The sequence below is a fragment of the Chryseobacterium sp. FP211-J200 genome (assembly GCF_001643375.1).
GTDB lineage: Bacteria > Bacteroidota > Bacteroidia > Flavobacteriales > Weeksellaceae > Epilithonimonas > Epilithonimonas ginsengisoli.
In genome coordinates, this window is record NZ_LSHB01000043.1 from 1 (window position 1) to 21,944 (window position 21,944).

The 21,944-nt window shown below is 37.7% G+C and carries 20 protein-coding genes; 18 read left to right on the plus strand and 2 right to left on the minus strand.

The genetic code is table 11. The annotated features are described in order from the left end of the window. The first annotated feature begins 46 nt into the window (after positions 1–46). The 6 genes from AXA65_RS13105 (at position 47) to AXA65_RS13130 (ending at position 6,923) form a co-directional block, all read left to right on the plus strand. Positions 47–1,189 carry a hypothetical protein gene (locus AXA65_RS13105; RefSeq protein WP_063970546.1) on the plus strand — a complete coding sequence of 381 codons (1,143 nt, stop codon included), beginning with the start codon at positions 47–49 and terminating at the stop codon, positions 1,187–1,189. 186 nt (positions 1,190–1,375) lie between these two features. Beyond that, positions 1,376–2,902, plus strand: coding sequence for a 2,3-bisphosphoglycerate-independent phosphoglycerate mutase (gpmI, locus tag AXA65_RS13110; protein WP_063970547.1), 1,527 nt, complete (start codon positions 1,376–1,378; stop codon positions 2,900–2,902). An 87-nt stretch (positions 2,903–2,989) separates the two neighbouring features. Then, the gene (locus AXA65_RS19930) at positions 2,990–3,994 is read left to right on the plus strand and encodes a tetratricopeptide repeat protein (protein ID WP_165596604.1); all 1,005 of its coding nucleotides are present in this window, start codon (positions 2,990–2,992) and stop codon (positions 3,992–3,994) included. Next, positions 3,909–4,451: a helix-turn-helix domain-containing protein gene (locus tag AXA65_RS13120; protein WP_165596605.1), complete on the plus strand. Its 543-nt coding sequence runs from the start codon at positions 3,909–3,911 to the stop codon at positions 4,449–4,451. The genes AXA65_RS19930 and AXA65_RS13120 overlap by 86 nt, the downstream gene beginning before the upstream one ends. 148 nt (positions 4,452–4,599) lie before the next feature. Then, entirely contained in the window at positions 4,600–5,997 is a 1,398-nt protein-coding gene (locus AXA65_RS13125) for a T9SS type A sorting domain-containing protein (RefSeq protein WP_063970550.1), read from the plus strand. Positions 5,998–6,041: 44 nt separating this feature from the next. Continuing rightward, positions 6,042–6,923, plus strand: coding sequence for an IS982 family transposase (locus AXA65_RS13130; RefSeq protein WP_063970551.1), 882 nt, complete (start codon positions 6,042–6,044; stop codon positions 6,921–6,923). Here AXA65_RS13130 and AXA65_RS13135 read toward each other — a convergent pair. Then, positions 6,920–7,537 (minus strand): T9SS type A sorting domain-containing protein, encoded by a 618-nt coding sequence (locus tag AXA65_RS13135; RefSeq protein ID WP_063970552.1) that lies wholly within the window; start codon positions 7,535–7,537, stop codon positions 6,920–6,922. The two genes, AXA65_RS13130 and AXA65_RS13135, sit on opposite strands and share 4 nt — an antisense overlap. 261 nt (positions 7,538–7,798) lie before the next feature. Here AXA65_RS13135 and AXA65_RS13140 point away from each other — a divergent pair, with 261 nt between their 5' ends. The 12 genes from AXA65_RS13140 (at position 7,799) to AXA65_RS13195 (ending at position 21,236) form a co-directional block, all read left to right on the plus strand. After that, on the plus strand, positions 7,799–9,838 hold the full coding sequence (locus tag AXA65_RS13140) for a thiamine pyrophosphate-dependent enzyme (RefSeq protein ID WP_063970568.1): 2,040 nt from the start codon (positions 7,799–7,801) through the stop codon (positions 9,836–9,838). Positions 9,839–9,841: 3 nt separating this feature from the next. Further along, positions 9,842–10,441, plus strand: coding sequence for a TetR/AcrR family transcriptional regulator (locus tag AXA65_RS13145; protein WP_086048201.1), 600 nt, complete (start codon positions 9,842–9,844; stop codon positions 10,439–10,441). 77 nt (positions 10,442–10,518) lie between these two features. After that, the gene (gene paaE / locus AXA65_RS13150; RefSeq protein ID WP_063970553.1) at positions 10,519–11,601 is read left to right on the plus strand and encodes a 1,2-phenylacetyl-CoA epoxidase subunit PaaE; all 1,083 of its coding nucleotides are present in this window, start codon (positions 10,519–10,521) and stop codon (positions 11,599–11,601) included. A gap of 353 nt (positions 11,602–11,954) precedes the next feature. After that, complete coding sequence (paaA, locus tag AXA65_RS13155; protein ID WP_063970554.1) at positions 11,955–12,914, plus strand: 1,2-phenylacetyl-CoA epoxidase subunit PaaA; 960 nt, start codon at positions 11,955–11,957, stop codon at positions 12,912–12,914. Between the two features lie 200 nt (positions 12,915–13,114). After that, positions 13,115–13,402, plus strand: a complete 288-nt coding sequence (gene paaB, locus AXA65_RS13160) for a 1,2-phenylacetyl-CoA epoxidase subunit PaaB (protein ID WP_063970555.1) — start codon at positions 13,115–13,117, stop codon at positions 13,400–13,402. Between the two features lie 274 nt (positions 13,403–13,676). Further along, positions 13,677–14,441, plus strand: a complete 765-nt coding sequence (paaC, locus tag AXA65_RS13165; protein WP_063970556.1) for a 1,2-phenylacetyl-CoA epoxidase subunit PaaC — start codon at positions 13,677–13,679, stop codon at positions 14,439–14,441. Between the two features lie 127 nt (positions 14,442–14,568). Beyond that, positions 14,569–15,054 (plus strand): 1,2-phenylacetyl-CoA epoxidase subunit PaaD, encoded by a 486-nt coding sequence (gene paaD / locus AXA65_RS13170; protein ID WP_063970557.1) that lies wholly within the window; start codon positions 14,569–14,571, stop codon positions 15,052–15,054. 8 nt (positions 15,055–15,062) lie between these two features. Continuing rightward, entirely contained in the window at positions 15,063–15,596 is a 534-nt protein-coding gene (locus AXA65_RS13175; RefSeq protein ID WP_063970570.1) for a hypothetical protein, read from the plus strand. An 89-nt stretch (positions 15,597–15,685) separates the two neighbouring features. Beyond that, the gene (locus tag AXA65_RS13180; protein ID WP_063970558.1) at positions 15,686–16,840 is read left to right on the plus strand and encodes a 3-hydroxyacyl-CoA dehydrogenase NAD-binding domain-containing protein; all 1,155 of its coding nucleotides are present in this window, start codon (positions 15,686–15,688) and stop codon (positions 16,838–16,840) included. Between the two features lie 36 nt (positions 16,841–16,876). Continuing rightward, entirely contained in the window at positions 16,877–18,082 is a 1,206-nt protein-coding gene (gene pcaF / locus AXA65_RS13185) for a 3-oxoadipyl-CoA thiolase (RefSeq protein WP_063970559.1), read from the plus strand. A gap of 102 nt (positions 18,083–18,184) precedes the next feature. Further along, positions 18,185–20,230, plus strand: a complete 2,046-nt coding sequence (paaZ, locus tag AXA65_RS13190) for a phenylacetic acid degradation bifunctional protein PaaZ (RefSeq protein ID WP_063970560.1) — start codon at positions 18,185–18,187, stop codon at positions 20,228–20,230. Between the two features lie 250 nt (positions 20,231–20,480). Next, a complete protein-coding gene (locus tag AXA65_RS13195; protein WP_063970561.1) occupies positions 20,481–21,236 on the plus strand; it encodes an enoyl-CoA hydratase/isomerase family protein in 756 nt (251 codons plus the stop codon). Between the two features lie 41 nt (positions 21,237–21,277). On the opposite strand, the gene AXA65_RS13200 is transcribed toward AXA65_RS13195, so the two are convergent. Beyond that, on the minus strand, positions 21,278–21,709 hold the full coding sequence (locus tag AXA65_RS13200) for a T9SS type A sorting domain-containing protein (RefSeq protein ID WP_165596606.1): 432 nt from the start codon (positions 21,707–21,709) through the stop codon (positions 21,278–21,280). Positions 21,710–21,944: the final 235 nt, after the last annotated feature.

Here is a 21,944-nt window from a genome sequence, read left to right on the forward strand (position 1 = left end):
TAATGCACTACGAGTTAATTTTAAATAAAAATAAATACTTACAATTATGAAATTAACTTCTATTCTGTTCATTTTTTTTCTAACATTTTTTTCTACAAATTTATTCGCTGAACATCCAAAAGCAAATTTTGGAAAATATGGAATTCAGAAATACTCTACTTTAGCAGAATATCAAAAATATGTGGGGGAGATTGTTACTTATTTACCAACTGAACCTCTATCATATGAGGATAAGAAAGATTTTAAAGGAAAATTCAATCAAGAATATGTGATTACTAAAATTACAGGTAATGACAAACAGATGACTTTTATCCTTCAAGAAAACGGTGGGAAATCTAATTTTAAAATGATAATCGCTAATGGCGATTACGACTATTTTATAACTTTCTGCATTACTGATTATTACACAGTACCGCTTTTATTAATTGATAAATTAAATAAGGATAAAGTAAATTTAATAGGTCTAAAATTTATAAATGATAAAGTAAAATCAGTTTATGAAGTAGTTGATGTTTTGGTTTTAACTGTTAAAAGTGATCGTATCTTTGACAAGCCATATCCAACAGTGAATTATGTTTTAAAAAATTTGATGACAGAGGAAAAACAAACACTTCCTGCAGAAGGTGCTGAAAAAAATGTTTTTAAAAAGGATTTAAAAGGAAAATATGTTTCCACTTTAGTGAAAATAGAAAAACCAGTAGATTCAAAAATAAGATATGGAAAAACTAAACTTGTTGAAAGTGAAGGTGTAAAGAAATATAGTTATGTAGATGATTACATTGATATCTTAATATTTGGTACACAAGACGATTTCAGTTTTATGTTGAAAAATATTTCTCAAAATAGTATCAAATTGATTTGGAATGAATCAGTTTTTGTAGATTTTGATGGAAAGTCATCAAAGGTAATGCATGAAGGGGTTAAATATTCCCAGAAAAATGAAAATCAACCGAGCTCGATTATCATTAAAGATGCTATATTAAGCGAAGTAGTAGTACCTACGTCTAATGTTAGATATAGTGATGTTTTAAAAAAATGGGTTACTGATTCAATGTATCCAAGAGAAAATGGATTAAATCCGGGTGAATTAAAATTAATGTTACCAATTCAAGTAAAGGATGTGGTTAATGAATATTTATTTGTTTTTAAGGTTGAATGGTTGTACGATCATCCTGAAATTATAAAATAATTTAGAATATTAAACTATTATCATTTTTTGCATTGTTATAGAAAGTGTAACCTTCATTTCCATTATATTCTAATACATTAGTTATAAGCTTGCACTCATAAATTCAACTCACTTAAAAAAAATCTCAAAAATTATTAGAACGCATTTTCATTTCGTAAATTTGTCTAAACAAAATAAGAAATCAAAATGTCAAAAAAAGCAATCCTTGCAATATTAGACGGCTGGGGAATCGGTCTTAATGACGAAGTTTCCGCTCTCAAACAAGCCAAAACACCTTTTATAGATTACGCCCTTCAAACTTTTCCAAGCACAACCCTCGAAGCAAGTGGTTTGGCCGTTGGTCTTCCCGCCGGACAAATGGGAAATTCCGAAGTTGGACATATGAATCTTGGCGCTGGTAGAGTCGTTTACCAAAATCTGGTAAGACTGAATATGGCGGTAGAAACTGGAAGTCTCGGCAGAGAAAAAGTCATCCAGGACGCTTTCGAATATGCAAAAGCAAACAACAAAAAAGTACATTTCATCGGTTTGGTTTCCAACGGTGGCGTGCATTCTCACATCAATCACCTGAAAGGATTATTGACCGCAGCGCACGAGTTTGGACTGAATGACAATGTCTTCGTTCACGCTTTCACAGACGGCAGAGATTGTGACCCGAAATCCGGAAAAGGCTTCATCGAGGAACTTTTGGTGCATATGAAATCCACAACGGGAAAACTGGCTTCTTTGATTGGTCGTTATTACGCGATGGATAGAGACAGACGTTGGGAGCGTGTGAAGTTGGCTTATGACCTGATGGTGAACGGCGTTGGAAAGGAATCTAAAGATTTTGTACAATCGATTCAGGAGTCTTATAATGAGGATGTGACGGATGAGTTTATCCAACCGATTGTTGCGATTCAAAACCATTTTCCAATTGGCAAGATCGAAGATCATGATGTCGTAATTTCTTTCAATTTCAGAACTGACAGAGGTCGTGAGATCACAGAGGTTTTGACGCAGCACGATTTCCCGGAATACGGAATGAAAAAGCTGGATCTGTATTATGTGACTTTGACCAATTACGATAAATCTTTCCAAAATGTAAAAGTTGTTTTTGATGAGAATGTCCTTCAAAAAACAATGGGAGAAGTGCTGGAATCTGCAGGCAAATCTCAAATTAGAATTGCTGAAACAGAAAAGTATCCACACGTGACATTCTTCTTCTCAGGCGGTCGCGAGGCAGAATTCGTACAGGAAAGAAGATTGCTTTGCCCAAGTCCGAAAGACGTGGCGACCTACGATTTAAAACCTGAAATGTCCGCTTACGATATCACAAACGCTATCGTTCCAGAATTGGAAAAAGAAAGTGCAGATTTCATCGTTCTAAACTTTGCAAATACAGATATGGTGGGACACACAGGTGTTTTCTCAGCAGCAGTGAAAGCGGCAGAAGTCGTAGATTCCTGTATCAAGAAAGTGGCAGAAACAGCTTACGAGCACGGATACGCTGTTTTCATCCTGGCAGACCACGGAAACTCGGATGTGATGATCAATCCAGATGGTTCTCCGAACACGCAACATTCCACGAATTTGGTTCCGTTCATCGTGATGGACAAAGACCACACTTGGAATTTGACTCCAGGAAAATTGGGCGACGTTGCACCAACAATCCTGAAAGTAATGGGCGTAGATATTCCGGAAGAAATGACTGGGAATATTCTTGCAAATTAAAATTAGAACATAAAATTAAAATAGAAAGTCGGTTTTTAAAGCCGGCTTTTTTGATGTAAATTAGTTTCGTCAATTCATAAAATGAAGATGTTCAACAAATTTTTTTTCTTTTTCTTTTTGATGGTAAATCTAGTGTCCGGGCAAAATATCTTGTCCAATGATGATGCTTACAATAAAAAGAAAAGTGAGGAATTGGCTTCTTCGGCAGTTTCCCACTTCAAAAATAATGACCTCAAGAAATCCACCGAGTTGCTATTCAAAGCCAAAGAATATGCAGAAAAAACCGATGATTATGCGCTGATTGCTAGGATGAATGGTTCCATCGCTCACCAATATGTGCAATTGAATCTGAATGATAAAGCGAAATTCTATCTTTCCAACGCGATCCAGCAGGTTAACAAATTGCCGGAAGGTGACAAAAAGAAACTTCTGAAAACCTTGTCCTTTTTAGAAATTGGAAATATCGATTTTGATGAAGGGAATTACCAGAAAGCCAACGATTATTACAAAAAATCCCTCCGAGAGATCGAATTGGTGAAAAAGCGAGATGAGCAGTCTCTCTATCATCATAGAAGATCACTTTACAATATTGGGAACTCCTATTATTTCCTTACAAATGATTCTGCTGAGATCTATCTGAACAAGGCTTTGGCCATAAAAAATAATTACAACAAGGAACTGGATCATTTTATTTATAATTCGTTGTCTCAGGTTTATTCTGAAAGAAAAGAATATCAAAGGGCAATTGATACTTTGAAGGTTGTCCTGAAACACAAAAATGAATTGGACAAGCGTCTTCTTTCTGATGTTTACTACAATCTTTCGCAGAATTACAAATATTTGGGCGATCAATCTCAATATTCTTTCTACAATGAGGAATACATCAAACTGAACAAATGGACCAAGGAAAAGGAAATGCAGGCCATCTCTTCTGCCATCAATGCGGAGCAGAAAGATTACAAAGAGGCAATCTCGGACGCGGATAGTTCTAAAAAAAAGCGTTGTTGTGATAGCGGTCATTTTTGTTTTGTTTCTAGCCGGAGCGATCATCTATTTGCTCTACCGCAGGAAAAAAGAAAGGAAGGTTTTTGAAAATATCATTGGCAAACTAGAGTCTGATAACGAAACTAAAAATACTTTGCCGGAATCTTTGGAGAAAACGCCCAAAGATATACCGTTACAAATTCCAAATTCTGTTGAGCAGTATCTATTGATAAAACTTCAGAAATTTGAGAACTCGGAGAAATTTACCAATCCAAAACTTACGATCTCAAGTCTTGCCTTGCAACTGAAAACCAATACAAGTTATCTTTCCGAGGTCATCAATAAGTACAAGGGGAAGAATTTCAATACTTACATTAATGAGTTGAGAATCGCTTACATCTGTCACAAAATTTATAATCATAAAGAGTATCAGAATTATAAAATAAGTTATTTGGCAGAAGAATGTGGCTTTGCTTCACACAGTTCTTTTGCGACCGTTTTCCGAAATATCACCGGAATTTCGCCTTCCGTTTTTATCCGTGAGGCTTCGAAATCTCAATCTTGATCAAATTGGATTTTTAATTTTAAAGATTAATAAATCAGTCATTTAATATTTATTTTCACTTTAAAAATCAGGGATTTCGAAAGCGTTGTTGTAGGATTTGATGATAATGTAAACTAGATTAGCATCTTATAATTATAATATCTGTTTTATGAAGAAAAATTTGATTTTTTTGATGATGCTGTCCGGTGTGATGTCATTTTCTCAAAACTGCGGTTATGGTGTTTCAACAGACACTAGTGCAAACGGCGAAAATATTACAACAGGAGGAACCTACGAATATACATCTGCATCTGACTTTGATGTGGAGTTTGGAAAGGTACTCACTGTAAACAATGTAAAATTCAATGCGGTGAAAGGTTCGGCCGACCTAGGTTATGTCAATCTTTATTTTTACAAAGATGATGCAGGTAAGCCGGGAGATCTGGTCAAGTCATTTGAAAATGTGGTTCCTGTTTCTCAAACTTTCAAATATACATTGGAGGGTAATTCGGCGTACGAGATCAATGTGGATCTACCTTCAACTTTTGATCTGCCGAAAGGAAAATATTATCTGTCCATAAAAGCGAAACCTGGAGATTCTACACCAGCAAGTTGGGAAATCAATAATCAGGAAACAACAAAGTTAGGCAGGTTTGACTATTCCAAATTTGATTCCGAAGATTGGTTTTGCGGTTTTTCTTATTATGATCATGTTTTCCAGGTTTCAGGTATTTGTATGTCTACTGGCGAATCTCAGCCTGATTATGGAACAGCAGCTAGCCAGGGAAATGTTTCCGATGTACATGAGGGTGGAGTTAGTATGCCTGGAAGGGCGTTGGCTGATGATATCATTGTCAAGGAAAATACGAAATTCACGCTTACAAACTTCAAAATTTCAACATTACAACTCGGAAATGTCAAGAATGCGACGATCAATATCCGTTCTTCTGTAGATGATTCGCCAGGAGAGGTCTTGTTTTCTTTTGAGAATATTGGTCCAAAAACAGAAAATTATTTTGGATATTGGCCAATTCCAGGATATCCGCTGGATGTAGTGGCAGTAGATCTGGATTTTGAATTGCCTCAGGCTGTGGAATTGTCATCGGGCAGATATTTTGTCGAGGTTAAGGCAACTCAGGTCCCGTTCACAGATTATCTGCGTTGGGAGACCACTACTCAGGAAGGAATCGGCGGATATTCTTACACTTCTTATGATGGGGGAGAAACTTGGGAGATCAATGATGGATTTAATTATGTTTTCCAAGCGATCGGATATTCTAAATCTAGCTTAGCTGTAAATGATGTCGATAAAAATAGTTTCGCTATTTATCCAAATCCTGTGAAGAACGAAATGACAATCGTCTCAAAAGACGAAGCTGACCGAATTTTAATCTACAATGTCTCAGGACAGCTTGTGAAAGATTCTAAGATCAATAGTAATAAAGTAAATGTTTCAAACCTTACTTCAGGTAATTACATTGGAAAAGTGACGTTGAAAAATGGTAAGACGGAAACGGTTAAGATTATAAAACAACCCGTAGTGCATTATAAAAAAGGTTACTCATAATACGAAAATTTCGTATATTGTATTGACTATCAATCTAATACGTTATGAATAACCTAGATGCAATTTACGATTTTATTTTAAAGGAATTAAGAAAATTAACCATCAAAGAAAATTTTTATTTCAAACCAATTAAACCAAAATTATCTGATTTAGAGCTCATTGCAATAAATATTTCTGCGGAATATTTATCGATAGATTCAGAATATCAGTTGTTTAGATACCTCTCTAATTCAAAACTAAAGGGAATGATTGAGAGAAGTGTGTTTAATCGCAGAAAAAGAAAGCTTTTCTTACACTTGGAAAATATTAGAAAACTTATGGTTGCTAAATTTAATGAGATGGAAACCACTTTTATTGTAGATTCGATGCCTTTAGAAATCTGTAAAAACGCAAGAGCGAACCGCTCTAAAATTTGTAAGGAAAATGAATTTTCGTTTCCCAGCAAAGGTTATTGCGCTTCTCAATCGAGTTATTATTATGGTTACAAATTACATGCTGTTTGTTCTGTTTCCGGAGTTTTCCAAAGTTTTGATATTTCTACAGCAAGCATTCATGATATTCATTTTTTGCAAGATATCAAGCATCAAATGAACAATTGTACGTTGATTGGAGACAGGGGTTATTTATCCACCCAAGTGCAAACAGATTTGTTCAATTATGCGAATATAAAGCTGGATACACCCATGAGAAACAACCAAAAAAATTATCAAAAACAAAAATATATTTTCAGAAAATCCAGAAAAAGAATTGAGACTTTATTCTCTCAACTTTGCGACCAATTTAAAATCAGAAACAATTACGCAAAATCTTTTAACGGTTTTAAAACAAGGGTATTGAGCAAAATAACAGCATTAACTTTCATTCAGTTTGTAAATGTTTTTGTTTTCAGTAGAAAAATGAATAGACTTAAAATTGAATTAATTTAATAATGCACTACGAGTTCTTTTATAAATTTCTTATTGATTGTTTCTCCGGTTTTCGCAGTTGCAGAAAGAATGTAGGTTCCCTTTGCAAGTTTTGAAAGATTTACAGATTTTTCAGAATTAGAAAATTGTTTTATAATTTTCCCAGATATATCTGATATTCTAATATTTGAAACTTCTTCTGAGAAATTGATAATGTCTTTTACTGGATTAGGTGCAACCGTAATTGGTTTCGAAGAAATATCCTTAATATCCAAAGCAGGACCATTTATTGTATATGAAACTGCTTCTGATTCTATATTTCCTTCGTAAACTGCTTTTACGTAAACAGTAAATGCTTGAGTGAGAAAATCACAACCAGAAGTTACTCCCCAGTCAGGATTGCAACCTACTGAAGTTGTTGTTTGGAATTTATACAATTCATTTCCACGATAAATATTATATCCAATCAATTCATTATGAGGTGTTTCAGGTTCATTCCAATAGAGTGAGAAGATATTGCGATAATTGGAATAATCATAGTAATGACTCCACGTTAAATTTTGAACAGGATTGGTTTGTCCAAATCCTAAGTAATAAGTAAGTACTGAAAAGATAAAAAGGAAAGGTTTTTTCATAGGTTATAGTTTTAATTGATTCAAATATAGTGAATTATGCAAATGAAAATGTTGTGTAGAAATAGGATTTTATTGTCTTTTTGAAACTGACAATTTTTTTTAAAGGAATTAAAAGAAACTAACTAACATTTGTTAGTTAAATAAAAATGCGTAAGTTTGTTTAAATCACATTCATAATTCGATATTAGGGTTAATTAACTGGATGTCAAATGTTTAAATATGGAAATGACCAAAAGACATTTTTTAAACAAAGAAATTTCTATGACTGATTTACTCAAATCAGCCTATCGTTTGATGTTTACGGCAAAAACGATGACCGATTTGTTTGAGCAGGAAAAAAAAATCACTTCGAAGTACGTTCACGCCACTTCCCGCGGACACGAGGCGATTCAGCTCGCTTTGGGAATGCAATTGTTGCCACAGGATTTCGTGAGTCCTTATTATAGAGATGATTCAATTTTGCTGGGAATCGGAATCACACCTTACGAATTGATGCTTCAGCTTTTAGCAAAACGCGACGACCCATTTTCCGGCGGAAGAACTTACTACGCACATCCAAGTCTGAGACGATACGATTTCCCAAAAATCATCCACCAAAGTTCCGGAACAGGAATGCAAGCCATCCCAACCACCGGAATTGCAATGGGAATGAAATATAAAGAAGAAACCGGAATCGCTGAAAACGTTGATGAAAAACCAATCGCAGTCTGCTCACTCGGCGACGCAAGTTGTACAGAAGGTGAAGTTTCCGAAGCGTTTCAAATGGCAGCGTTGAAACAACTGCCAATTCTTTATCTGGTTCAGGACAACGAATGGGATATTTCAGCCAACGCAAAAGAAATAAGAGCGCAGGATATCACACAATATATGCAAGGTTTCAACGGCATCGAAACCAGAACCATCGACGGAACAGATTTTATCAAATCTTACGAAACCGTCAAAGAGTGCATCAAAATCATCCGTGAAGAACGCCGTCCAATGCTGATTCACGCAAAAGTTCCTTTATTAAATCATCATACTTCCGGCGTACGAAAAGAGTGGTACCGAGATGATTTGGAAGAATGTGCGAAAAATGACCCATTAATCAAATTAAGAAATCAACTGTCAGAATTCAGTGTAGAAGATTCTGAAGTTGAAACCATAGAAAAAGAAGTTGCGGAACTCGTAAGAACCGATTTTGAAAATGCTGTTTTAGCAGAAGACCCAAAACCAGAAGACGCTTACGAACACGATTTTGCACCAACGCCAATCACCGAAGAAAAAGGAGAACGTTCCCCAAGCGGAAAAATCCCAACGGTAATGGTAGATTGTGCACTTTTCGCCATCAGAGAATTGATGACCAAACATCCGGAAGCCTTATTATATGGACAAGATGTTGGTCTTAGATTAGGTGGTGTTTTCCGTGAAGCGATTACGCTGGCAGCACAATTCGGAGAAAAGAGGGTTTTCAATACCCCAATTCAGGAAGCGTTTATCGTTGGTTCAACGGTCGGAATGAGCGCAGTTGGTTTGAAACCAATTGTCGAAGTTCAATTCGCAGATTATATTTGGCCAGGACTGAATCAATTATTCACCGAAGTTTCCAGAAGTTATTATTTGTCCAATGGAAAATGGCCAGTGTCAATGATTCTCCGCGTTCCGATTGGCGCCTACGGAAGTGGCGGACCTTATCACTCGAGTTCCGTGGAAAGTGTTTTGACGAATATCAAAGGTATTAAAATCGCGTATCCATCAACAGGCGCAGATTTGAAAGGTTTGATGAAAGCGGCTTTCTACGACCCAAATCCGGTTGTAATGCTCGAACACAAAGGATTGTATTGGTCAAAAATCGAAGGAACAGAAAATGCAAAAACCATAGAACCAGACGAAGATTACATCATTCCATTTGGTAAAGCGAGAGAAGTTTTGCTTTGCGAAAATCGCCAAGACAAACCTACTTTGACCATCATCACTTACGGAATGGGCGTTTATTGGGCTTCAAATGCAGCGAAAGAATTTGACAATCAAATTGAAATCATTGATTTGAGAACACTCGCCCCTTTAGATGAAAACCGGGTTTTCGAAAGTGTGAAAAAACACAACCGTTGCATCGTGTTGACAGAAGAACCTGTGAATAATAGTTTTGCTCAAAGTCTGGCAGCAAGAATCAGTGACCATTGTTTCAGACATCTGGACGCTCCGGTAAAAGTAGTTGGCGCCAAAGATTTACCGGCAATTCCTATCAATTCCGAATTGGAAAAGGAAATGTTGCCGAACACACAGAAATTAATTAAAGAAATAAAACAATTGTTGAAATATTAAGGAATGATGGAAGAAAATGTTCTGACTCCGAAAATAAAAATCAATAAAAAAGAATTGATTTTATCCGAAGCCGCAATGCTTTTCAAAGAGAAAGGTTTCGGCGGAACCAGTATGCGCGACCTCGCCGAAAAAGTAGGAATGGAAGCCGCAAGTATGTACAACCACATCAAATCTAAGGACGAAATCCTAGAATTGATTTGTTTTAAAATTGCCAACCAATATATTTCCCAACTTCAGGAAATCGAAAACACCAACCAGACTTTTCAAGAAAAACTGAACGCCATCATCGGACTTCACGTTCAGTTGATTATCGAAGATTCTGCCTCAGTTTCTGTAGCAAATAATGATTGGAAATATTTGTCTAATGACAAGAAAGAACAGTATAAAGAAACCAGAAAGTCCTACGAAAAAAGCTTTGCCAACATCATAGAACAAGGAATGCAAAACGGCGAATTCAAAAAAATGAATGTTTCCGTCGCACTTTTCACAATGTTATCTTCATTAAGATGGATTGAACTCTGGTATAAACCAAGCCGCGACATCACACCACAGGAATTGGAAGATGATTTGAAAACATTATTAATGAAAGGCCTTAACTCATAAATGATAATCGATGAATGATAATTTGTACAATTTGAATTAATCATTTATCACCTATCGCTCATCAATTAAAAAAAAACGTGTCAACAACATTTCACCCTTTAACCGTCAAAAAAGTCAAGAAAGAAACGCAGGATTGTGTTTCCGTGAGTTTTGATGTGCCTGCAGAATTATCGGAACAGTTCAAATTCACGCAAGGACAATATTTGACATTCCGACAAATGAATGGCGAGCAGGAACTTCGTCGGTCTTATTCAATCTGTGCAAGTCCGTGCGAAGGCGAATTGAAAGTCGCAGTGAAGAAAGTTCCCGAAGGTTTGTTCTCTTCTTTTATGAATGAAAACCTGAAAGAAGGTGACGTTCTGGAAGTGATGCCTCCGATGGGGAAATTCTACACAGAACTGAATCCTGAAAACAAGAAAACTTACGTTGCTTTTGCAGCAGGAAGTGGAATCACACCAATTATTTCCATCATCAAATCAGTTTTGAAAAACGAGCCTCAAAGCCAGTTCATTCTGATTTACGGAAACAAAAACAAAGCGACCATCATCTTCAAAGAAGAAATCGAAGCTTTGAAAAACCGTTTTATGGAACGCCTCAGCATTTATCACATTCTCAGCCGCGAGGTTGCCGACGCCGATTTGTTGAGTGGAAGAATCAATTCCGAGAAAGCAAAATCATTCCTCAATAATATCATTCCGCCAGAGAAAATCGATGAGGTTTTCCTTTGCGGACCGGAAGAAATGATTCTCGGCGTGAGAGATGCTTTGGTCAGTTCCGGCGTGGATGCTAAGAAGATTCACTTCGAATTATTCTTCAGCGCAGCCTCTGCCGAAAAGAAAAAAGAGCACGAGTCCGCAATCAACAAATCGGATGACGTATTTAGCAAAGTCACCGTCAAGTTGGATGCGACCGCTTTGAAATTAGATTTGGCTTACCACGGCCCAACCATTCTGGACGCCGCTTTGCAAAACGGAGCCGACTTGCCGTACGCCTGCAAAGGCGGTGTTTGCGCCACTTGCAAGTGCAAACTGGAAAAAGGCGAAGTCGTGATGGACATCAATTATTCCCTGGAACCGGACGAGATTGCCGCAGGATTTATCTTGTCTTGCCAAGCGCATCCGAGGTCGGAGGAAGTGGTTGTGAATTTTGATATTAAATAAAATAATAATTATGGCAGCTTAATCCGCCTTCCGCTCCCAATCTTTTTTGCAGACGATTTCAGTTCAATAGAGAATGAAGTCCACGCAAAAAAGGATTTCCGCTCAAGTCGGGCTGCGGATTCGGTATAAAACGAGATTAAGTCATAACCATCAAGTTTGTCATTCCGTAGGAAACCTAACGAAGTGGTTCGACGAAGTCAATCTAAACTGTCGAGATTCCTACGGAATGACAAAAAAACTTTGAAGTTTAATTCTTTGATGAGTTTTACGTCTTTGCGAAATTAAAACCAGTAGAATAAATAAAAAACTTTGCGCGCTTTGCGTTTAAATAAATTCCATTAAAACAAAACATTATGGAAACAACAGAAATCAATTTAGAAGAACATTTTCAGAATAAAATAGACAGCGAAATCCGCATCGAACCAAAAGACTGGATGCCGGACGCGTACAGAAAAACCCTGATTCGTCAGATTTCTCAGCACGCCCATTCCGAGATTGTAGGAATGCTGCCGGAAGCCAACTGGATTACGCGCGCCCCAACTTTGAACCGAAAGAAAATCCTTCTGGCAAAAGTTCAGGACGAGGCTGGTCACGGTTTGTATCTTTATTGTGCTGCTGAAACTTTGGGCGTAACAAGGGACGAAACCATCAATGATTTACATTCTGGAAAAGCCAAATATTCCAGTATTTTCAACTATCCTACGTTGACTTGGGCAGATATGGGCGCAATCGGCTGGCTGGTAGATGGTGCTGCGATTCTGAATCAAGTACCACTTTGCCGCGCTTCGTACGGACCTTACGCCAGAGCGATGGTTCGGATTTGCAAGGAAGAAAGTTTCCACCAAAGACAAGGTTACGAGCTGATGATGAAGCTCGCACAAGGTTCGCCGGAGCAGAAAGCAATGGCTCAGGATGCGTTCAACCGTTGGTGGTGGCCGACTTTGATGATGTTCGGACCCAAAGATGCAGAATCCGGAAACACAGAAATGTCTATGAAATGGCGAATCAAACGCTTCACCAATGACGAGCTGAGACAGCGTTTCGTAGACGTTTCCATTCCTCAGGCAGAATATTTGGGCTTGACGATTCCCGACCCAGACTTGAAGTTCAATGAAGAAACGGGACATTACGAATTCGGAGAAATCGATTGGGATGAGTTTTGGAAAGTCGTAAAAGGCAACGGTGCTTGCAACAAAGAACGTGTCGAGACCCGCAAAAAAGCCTTCGACGACGGCGCTTGGGTACGAGAAGCCGCAACCGCTTACCACGAGAAAAGAAAATTAAGAGAAGAACAAAACAGAAAAACAGTTTAATTTTTTTATAACGCAAAGACGCAAGTATTTTGAAAAAGCAATGTTATAAGTCGCAAAAATTTAATTCGATTTTTAAAATTTGCGACTTACAACATAATAAGAAAAGAAAAATCTTGCGCCTTTGCGATAAAATCCACAATCATAAACAGATAGATTAAAGTCTATTATCTCTAATCTATCCGTCTCTAATCTGAAATATTATGCAAAATACAGAATGGCCACTTTGGGAGGTTTTCATCAGAAGCAGACAAGGCCTCGACCACAAGCACGTCGGCAGTCTCCACGCGGCAGATGCTGAGATGGCAATCCAAAACGCACGCGATGTTTACACCAGAAGGATGGAAGGCGTCAGCATTTGGGTCGTAGAATCCAAGCATATTCACGCCACAAATCCCGACGATTCCGAAGCATTTTACGAACCTTCGGAAGACAAAGTGTATCGCCACCCGACGTTTTACCACGTTCCGGAGGAGGTGAAGAATATGTAATTTAATTATTGTGGCAGCTATTTCCGCCTTCCGTTCCCAATCTTTTTTGCCGACGATTTCAGTCTAACTAGAACGTGAGTATAAGCAAAAAAGGATTTCCACTCAAGTCGGGCTGCGGTTTTCAGTATAAAACAACTGTAATCATAAAAACACAATATTGTCATTCCGTAGGAAACCTAACGAAGTGGTTCGACGAAGTCAATCTCAACAATCTAGATTCCTACGGAATGACAAAAAGAAATTAATAAAGTTAAAAACCTTTGTATTCAAACAAATGGAAAACAAGAAAAACAACTGGCTCAATTATCTCCTGCATCTCGCAGACACAAGCCTCATTCTCGGACAGCGTCTTTGCGAATGGTGCGGAAAAGGTCCCGTCTTGGAACAGGATATTGCCTTGTCAAATATCGCTTTGGATTTGCTGGGAGAATCTTCCAACTATTATCAATATGCAACAGAAATTCAGAATGAAGGAAAAACGGAAGATGATTTAGCGTTCCTAAGAAACGAACGTGAGTTTAAGAATCTATTGTTGGTAGAAAAAGAAAACGGCCATTTCGGAGACACGATTGCAAGACAGTTTTTCTTTGATGCTTACCATCATTTATTATTGACAGAACTGAAACACCATTCAGATTTGAAACTCGCTTCCATCGCAGAAAAGTCTTTGAAAGAAGTAACCTATCACTTAAAATGGAGTAGCGAATGGATGATTAGATTGGGTGATGGCACAGAAGAAAGTCATATTAAAATTCAGAAGTCAATCAATGATTTGGTAGATTTTACAGACGAAATGTTTATTCCAACAAACTGGGAATTAGAATTAATCGAACAAAACATAATCCCCGACATCAGAACCTTCAGACCAAAATGGGAAACCAAAGTTCTGGAAATCCTGAACGAAGCCACTTTGACAATCGACTTCGAGAAATCGAGAAAACTCACAGGCGGAAAAGACGGAAAACATACTGAGAAAATGGGTTACATCTTAGCAGAAATGCAAATCATGCAGCGCACATATCCAAATATGGAATGGTAATTTGTAACGCAAAGGCGCAAGAGCTGTGAATAAAAAACTGCTTTAAGTCGCAAAACATTGCGCAAAAACATTGCGACTTAAAACATTAAATTAATAAAAATAATTGCGCCTTTGCGTTAAAAATAAAATGACAATCACGGAAAATGACATCTGGCAAATATTAAAGGAAGTTTCCGACCCGGAAGTTCCTGTTCTCAACCTTTTGGATTTGGGAATTATCCGCGATGTGAATCTCAATGAAGATGAAATCGAAATTGTAGTAACACCCACTTATTCTGGTTGTCCCGCAACATCGATGATTAATATGGCTATCAGAATGAAACTGGTTGAAAAAGGTTTCAATAATATTAAAATCACCAATCGACTGAGTCCGGCTTGGACAACCGATTGGATGACGGAAGAAGGAAAACAAAAACTGAAAGCGTACGGCATCGCACCGCCTGTCTATTCAAAAAACAGTAATGAATTATTCTCAAAAACAGATGAGGTCGAGTGTCCGCTTTGCAGTTCGAAACACACTCATTTGGTAAGTCAGTTTGGTTCCACAGCCTGCAAAGCACTATACCAATGCGATGATTGCAAAGAGCCTTTTGATTATTTTAAATGTCATTAATTAAACAAATGAATGAAACTTTTGAATTAAAACTGCTGAGTTTATATTGGCTTGAAAATATGAACGAAGAAGTTGATTTGTGCGCGCACGGAAAATTATATGTAAAAATTGGAGATGAGATAATTTGTGATGAGGATACTTTAGAAGTTACCGTTAGTTCAACTGCATTATATCTAATGAGAACTTTAGAAGAAGATTATAGAAGTGGAGATTATGCAGGTCAACTTCTTCCCTGTTGTGGATTTAATTTCTTAGCAGAAAATAAGGAAGATGATTTTGTCAATGTTCTAGGTTGTCCAAGTGGTATAGATTGGACAATTATTCATACAAATGACAATGTAAAATTAATAACTGAAAAAGGAACCGAGGCAGAAATAAATTTTAAATCCTATAAAGAGATTGTTTTAGGCTTTGCAGATAAAATTGAAAGTTTTTACAATGAAAGTAAACCCAAGATAGTTGAGGAAGAAAATGAAATGAATGTAATTGGATATCCAGCGTTTTGGAATGAGTGGAATAAGTTAAGAAGCAAATGGAAGTAAATATTAATTTCCGCTAAAAATTATATCAATAAAAAAGTCATTATACTTTTTACATTATACTTTTTACATCATACATTTTACAATAAAGAATGAAAATAGGAATAGTCGGTAGCGGAGCAATGGGAAGCGGAATAGCACAGGTTTTGGCAACAGCCGAAAACGAGGTCCTGTTGTACGACAGCAATCCACTTGCCGTAGAAAAAGCCGGAAAAGACCTTGAAGCACAGTTTCAGAAATTGGCGGAGAAAGGAAAAATGACCTTTCAAGAATCGGAAACTTATTTTGATAAGATTCGATTGAGTGATAAAATGTCCGAATTAAAAGATTCAGAATTAATCATCGAAGCGATTGTTGAAGATTTGGAAATCAAGAAAGACTTATTCCAAAAATTAGAAATTCTGGTTTCCAAAGATTGTATTTTGGCGACCAATACTTCATCATTATCCATTGCATCCATTGCATCGGCTTGTCAGAAACCTGAGCGTGTAATCGGAATTCATTTCTTCAATCCGGCGCCTTTGATGGCTTTGGTTGAGGTAATTCCAGCTGTTCAGACGGATAAAGAATTAATTTTTAAAGTGAAAAACTTAGTAGAAAGTTGGAAAAAACTTCCGGTAATTGCAAAAGATACACCTGGATTTATTGTGAATCGCGTTGCAAGACCATTTTACGGAGAAGCGATTCGGATTTTGGAAGAAGGCATTGCAGATTGTGCAACCATTGATTTTGCAATGACAAGTTTGGGCGGATTCAAAATGGGACCATTTCAATTAATGGATTTCATTGGTCACGATGTGAATTATCGAGTGACAGAAAGCGTTTTCAAAGAATTTTTCTATGACCCGAAATTCAAACCGTCATTTACTCAAAAGAGATTATTCGAAGCTGGTTATTACGGAAGAAAATCTGGAAAAGGATTCTATGATTATTCTCAAAATGCTGAACAACCAAAACCAAATGATAATCCGGAATTGTTAGAATTAATATTCAAAAGAATCTTGGTTATGCTGATGAACGAAGCTTCAGACGCTTATTTCTTAAACATTGCTTCAGCAGAAGACATCGATTTGGCAATGACAAAAGGTGTGAATTATCCAAAAGGTTTATTGAAATGGGCAGATGAATTTGGTTTGGAAAAACTTCAAAACGAACTCGATGAACTTTATCAATTCTACCACGAAGACCGCTACAGATGCAGTCCGATTATCAGAAACTTAGTAAAACAAAATAAAAACTTTTATTAAAATCATTCATCGATTATCATTAATCAATCATAAAAAATGAACAACGTATATATAATAGATGGCATCCGAACGCCGATTGGAAAACTGAAAGGAAGTTTATCTTCCGTCCGTCCAGATGATATGGCGGCATTTGTTATCAAAAAATTACTGGAAAGAAATCCGGACATCGACCAGCGTCAAATCTACGATGTCGTTTTAGGTTGCGCCAATCAGGCTGGCGAGGACAACCGAAATATCGCAAGAATGTCGGCGTTGCTTTCCGGTTTGGATTATCACGTTCCCGGCGAAACGGTCAACAGACTTTGCGCTTCTGGTTTATCGGCGGCGATTAATGCAGCAAGAGCGATTCAGGTTGGCGATGCTGATTTGATGATTTCCGGCGGTGTGGAAAATATGACGCGCGGACCATTGGTGATTTCAAAATCTGAAAGTCAGTTTGGTGGCGATGTAAAAATCTATGACACCACTTTCGGCTGGCGGTTCATCAATCCAAAAATGAAAGAAATGTATGGCGTAGATGCAATGGGTGAAACAGCGGAAAATCTGGCTGAGCGTGATGCGATTTCCCGTAAAGACCAGGATTTGTTTGCCTATAATTCTCAACAGAAAGCGAAGGTTGCTCAGGAAAACGGAAGATTGTCACAGGAAATTGTTCCTGTCAATATTCCGCAAAGAAAAGGCGAAGATTTGATTTTCGACAAAGATGAATTCCCGAAAAACGATACAACAATTGAGGGCTTATCAAAATTAAGAACGGCTTTCAAAAAAGACGGAACAGTCACGGCAGGAAATGCTTCCGGATTGAATGATGGCGCTGCAGTTAATTTATTAGCCTCTGAAAATGCGATTAAAGAATTTGGATTAACACCAAAAGCAAGAATAGTTTCAAGCGCAGTTGTAGGTGTTGAACCAAGATTGATGGGAATCGGTCCTGTGAAAGCGGCAGAATTGGCATTGCAAAAAGCAGGATTGACATTTAATGATATTGATATTATTGAGTTAAATGAAGCATTCGCTGCACAAAGTTTAGCCTGCATCAGAGCTTGGGGATTGGATGACAACGATTCCAGAATCAATCCAAATGGTGGTGCCATTGCACTTGGACATCCACTCGGAATGAGTGGCGCAAGAATCCTGAATTCAGCAATGTATGAACTTCAAAACCAAAATAAAAAATATGCCTTGGCAACAATGTGTGTCGGTTTGGGACAAGGTTTTGCGGTGATTATTGAGAAAGTTTAGTGAATTGTAAAATGTATCAATGTAAAAAGTATTTACGATTTACATTGAACTTATTTTTGGTCATTAATACATTTTACATCATACATAAATACAAAAAATATTATGCAACTAGAAAATTACGCGCTCGGCAGATGGACAAAAGGAGAGGGAGAAGGGCAGGCTTTGTATAACTCCATCAACGGTGATTTGGTGGCAACAGCGACGTCCAAAGGTTTGGATTTTGCAGAAATGATGGATTATGCCAGAAAAGTTGGCGGTCCGGCTCTTCGAAGATTAACTTTCCAGGAAAGAGGATTGATGTTGAAGAAACTCGCTTTTCATCTTTTGGAAAAGAAAGAAACGTTCTACAAAGTGAGTTGGGCAACTGGCGCAACCAAAGCTGACAGCTGGGTGGACATCGAAGGTGGGATTGGAAATCTTTTTGCAAATGCATCACTTCGAAGACAATTTCCCGATTTACCTTATTATATAGATGGCGAATCGGTAAAACTTTCCAAAGAAGGAACATTCATCGGTCATCACATTTGCACGCCGAAACGTGGGGTTGCGATTCATATCAATGCGTTTAATTTTCCGGTTTGGGGAATGTTGGAGAAAATTGCAGTCAACCTTTTGGCTGGCGTTCCTGCAATCGTGAAACCTGCGACAGCAACAAGTTTCTTGACGGAAGTTGTCGTTAAAGAAATCATCGCTTCCCAAATTTTACCTGAAGGAAGTCTGCAATTAATTTGTGGTTCAGCCAACGGAATTCTGGAAAGTGTGACGAGCGAAGATGTCGTGACCTTTACAGGTTCGGCTTCCACTGGGAAAATGCTGAAGTCTCATCCAAGAATTCTTGAAGAATCTGTGCCATTCAATTTGGAAGCAGATTCTTTGAATGCAATGGTTTTGGGTGAAGATGCAAAGCCTGAAACAGCGGAATTTGATTTGTTCATCAAAGAAGCCGCTCGTGAAATGACGACCAAAGCCGGACAAAAATGTACGGCCGTGAGAAGGATTTTAGTGCCTGTTAATTTGGTCGAAGACGTTCAGATTGCTCTTGGACAGAGGCTTTCAACCGTCATCATCGGCGACCCGACTGTCGAAGGTGTGAGAATGGGCGCTTTGGCGAATAAAGACCAGGTGAAAGAAGTTTCCGAGAAAGTTCAGGAATTATCCAAAACTCAGGAAATCGTTTTCGGAGATTTGGACGATTTCGATGTGAAAGGTGCGGACAAAAACAAAGGCGCTTTCATCTCCCCGATTTTATTCCTTAATTCAGACCCTTTTAAATATACAGATTGTCATAACATTGAGGCTTTCGGACCAGTCAGTACGATTATTCCTTATCATAATATCGATGAAGCAATTGAGTTGGCGAGAATGGGAAAAGGTTCGCTTTGCTGTTCTGTTGTGACGGCTGATGACGATTTTGCAAGAGAGTTTGTCATCGGAGCGGCATCGATGCACGGACGGATTTTAATCCTCAATTCCGATTGCGCCAAAGAAAGTACAGGTCACGGTTCGCCTTTGCCAATGCTGGTTCACGGCGGTCCCGGAAGAGCTGGTGGTGGCGAGGAAATGGGCGGAAAACGTGGCGTTCTTCATTATATGCAACGTACGGCAATCCAAGGTTCACCAACCACTTTGACCAACATCACACAGCAATATCAATATGGCGGAAAACAGTTTGAGGACAATATTCATCCATTCAGAAAGTATTTTGAAGAACTGAAAGTCAGCGAAACTTACGTCACGGCAAAACATACGGTGACGGAAGCTGACATTACCAATTTTGCCAATGTTTCCGGCGACAATTTCTATGCGCATATGGACGCAACCTCTTTGGAAGGAACGATTTTCGAAAGCAGAGTAGCGCACGGTTATTTCATTTTGAGCAAAGCCGCAGGCTTATTTGTTGACCCGAGAAAAGGTCCGGTTTTGCTTAATTATGGTCTGGACGAATGCCGTTTCGTGAAACCCGTTTATCCGGGAATGACGATTGGCGTGAAGTTTACTTGCAAAGAAAAAATAAGTCAAGAAAAACGTGACGAAGACGATATTGCCAAAGGAATCGTCCGCTGGCTAGTGGATGTTTACGACGAAACCGGAGAAACTGTCGCGATTGCTACGATTTTGACGATGGTAAAGAAACTGAATCAAGAATAAATCAAGAAACAAGATAAAAGTAAAAAGAATCAAATATTTTCGGATTTTTGTAATTATGGCAGCTATTTCCGCCTTCCGCTCCCAATCTTTTTTGCAGACGATTCCGGTTTAAATAGAACTTTTTGTCCACGCAAAAAAGGATTTCCGCTCAAGTCGGGCTGCAGATTCAGCACAAAAATCATATTTTGAATAAATTAAGAACAAAGTAATTTTTTAATGTCTTAATTTTTTAATCATTTAATTTAATAAAATGAACGCTTACGTAATATCAACCATAGAAAACGGAATTGGAACTATCGAGTTTTTCCATCCACAAAGCAACTCGATGCCGAGTTCGCAACTTAAAAATCTTGTAGAAGAAATCAATAACCTTGGACAAAATGACGACGCAAAAGTCATCATCCTCAAAAGCGGTGGCGAAAAAGCATTTTGTGCGGGCGCATCTTTTGACGAATTGATTTCTATTCAAGACTTCGAAACTGGGAAAATATTTTTCTCAGGCTTTGCAAACGTCATCAACGCAATGCGAAAATCTCCAAAATTGATTATTGCAAGAATCCACGGAAAAGCTGTTGGCGGCGGTGTTGGAATTGCGTGTGCGGCAGATTATACTTTTGCAACGGAAAATGCTTCTGTAAAGCTTAGTGAATTGGCTGTAGGAATTGGACCTTTCGTTATCAGTCCTGTTGTTGAAAAGAAAATCGGAACTTCGGCTTTTGCACAATTGGCCATCAACGCGACAGAATTCTATTCAGCAGAATGGGCGAGAGAGAAAAATATGTTTCAGGATATGTATGAAACGACGGAGGAAATGGATGCGGAAATCCAAATTCTGGCAGAAAAGTTAGCAAGTTCGAATCCAGAAGCGATGTTTGAACTGAAAAATATTCTTTGGAAAGGAACAGACCACTGGGACCACCTTTTGACAGAACGTGCTGCAGTGAGTGGACAATTGGTACTATCAGAGTTTACCACTAATGCGATTAATCAATTTAAAAATAAATAATTTCCAACAAAAAAGCCTTTCAAATTTGAAAGGCTTTCGTTTTATTCCTTGATGATTTTCTGAGTAATTGTTTCTTTGTCCGTTTTGATTTTGACAACATAATTTCCTTTTGGAAAATTAGAAATATTGACTTCTTTTGATTTTGAAGTTTTCAAAAGCTGACCGGTTTGGGAATAGATTTCTACGATTTCTATTTTATTACTGGTGTTGATGATGAACTTTTCTTTTACAGGATTTGGATAGATTTGAAATATATTTTTCTTTGCATCATTTGTAGATAAATAATCACAATCTGTACTGAAAGTGGTCTGGCCATCTCGGTCCGTCCAATTAATAGTAGAGTATTCTGGATTGTCAACTTCTATACACTTGAGATTGAAATTATTTGTTGAGTCGAAGGTTCCTATTAAAGAATTATACCCGTTCTTAAAATTTACTCTGTTGAAATTATTACCGTCAATATCAAAAAACAATAGATTTAAATTTTTAGAACGATTATAAGTTTGGCTGCGAAAATAAGATTTTAATTCAAAAGTCATCAAAATAAAAAAACCACCTTCTCAATCTGGAAGGCGGTTTAGTTTTCATTTGAAAGTGATGATTCTCACAGGTTCCAAATGGGTTTTCATCGTTTTTGGTTTTATCGTAAAATAAACATTTGTGTCTTTATTGATGAGTCAAAAGTAGAGAACTTTCATATTTCTTTTT

Coding starts and splice junctions, on each gene's coding strand:
- AXA65_RS13175 (WP_063970570.1), top strand. CDS start 15,063: ATGAATGAAACTTTTGAATTAAAACTGCTGAGTTTATATTGGCTTGAA.
- paaC (WP_063970556.1), top strand. CDS start 13,677: ATGGAAAACAAGAAAAACAACTGGCTCAATTATCTCCTGCATCTCGCA.
- paaB (WP_063970555.1), top strand. CDS start 13,115: ATGCAAAATACAGAATGGCCACTTTGGGAGGTTTTCATCAGAAGCAGA.
- AXA65_RS13145 (WP_086048201.1), top strand. CDS start 9,842: ATGATGGAAGAAAATGTTCTGACTCCGAAAATAAAAATCAATAAAAAA.
- AXA65_RS19930 (WP_165596604.1), top strand. CDS start 2,990: ATGTTCAACAAATTTTTTTTCTTTTTCTTTTTGATGGTAAATCTAGTG.
- paaD (WP_063970557.1), top strand. CDS start 14,569: ATGACAATCACGGAAAATGACATCTGGCAAATATTAAAGGAAGTTTCC.
- AXA65_RS13135 (WP_063970552.1), bottom strand. CDS start 7,537: ATGAAAAAACCTTTCCTTTTTATCTTTTCAGTACTTACTTATTACTTA.
- AXA65_RS13140 (WP_063970568.1), top strand. CDS start 7,799: ATGACTGATTTACTCAAATCAGCCTATCGTTTGATGTTTACGGCAAAA.
- pcaF (WP_063970559.1), top strand. CDS start 16,877: ATGAACAACGTATATATAATAGATGGCATCCGAACGCCGATTGGAAAA.
- gpmI (WP_063970547.1), top strand. CDS start 1,376: ATGTCAAAAAAAGCAATCCTTGCAATATTAGACGGCTGGGGAATCGGT.
- paaA (WP_063970554.1), top strand. CDS start 11,955: ATGGAAACAACAGAAATCAATTTAGAAGAACATTTTCAGAATAAAATA.
- AXA65_RS13180 (WP_063970558.1), top strand. CDS start 15,686: ATGAAAATAGGAATAGTCGGTAGCGGAGCAATGGGAAGCGGAATAGCA.
- paaZ (WP_063970560.1), top strand. CDS start 18,185: ATGCAACTAGAAAATTACGCGCTCGGCAGATGGACAAAAGGAGAGGGA.
- AXA65_RS13195 (WP_063970561.1), top strand. CDS start 20,481: ATGAACGCTTACGTAATATCAACCATAGAAAACGGAATTGGAACTATC.
- AXA65_RS13130 (WP_063970551.1), top strand. CDS start 6,042: ATGAATAACCTAGATGCAATTTACGATTTTATTTTAAAGGAATTAAGA.
- AXA65_RS13125 (WP_063970550.1), top strand. CDS start 4,600: ATGAAGAAAAATTTGATTTTTTTGATGATGCTGTCCGGTGTGATGTCA.
- AXA65_RS13105 (WP_063970546.1), top strand. CDS start 47: ATGAAATTAACTTCTATTCTGTTCATTTTTTTTCTAACATTTTTTTCT.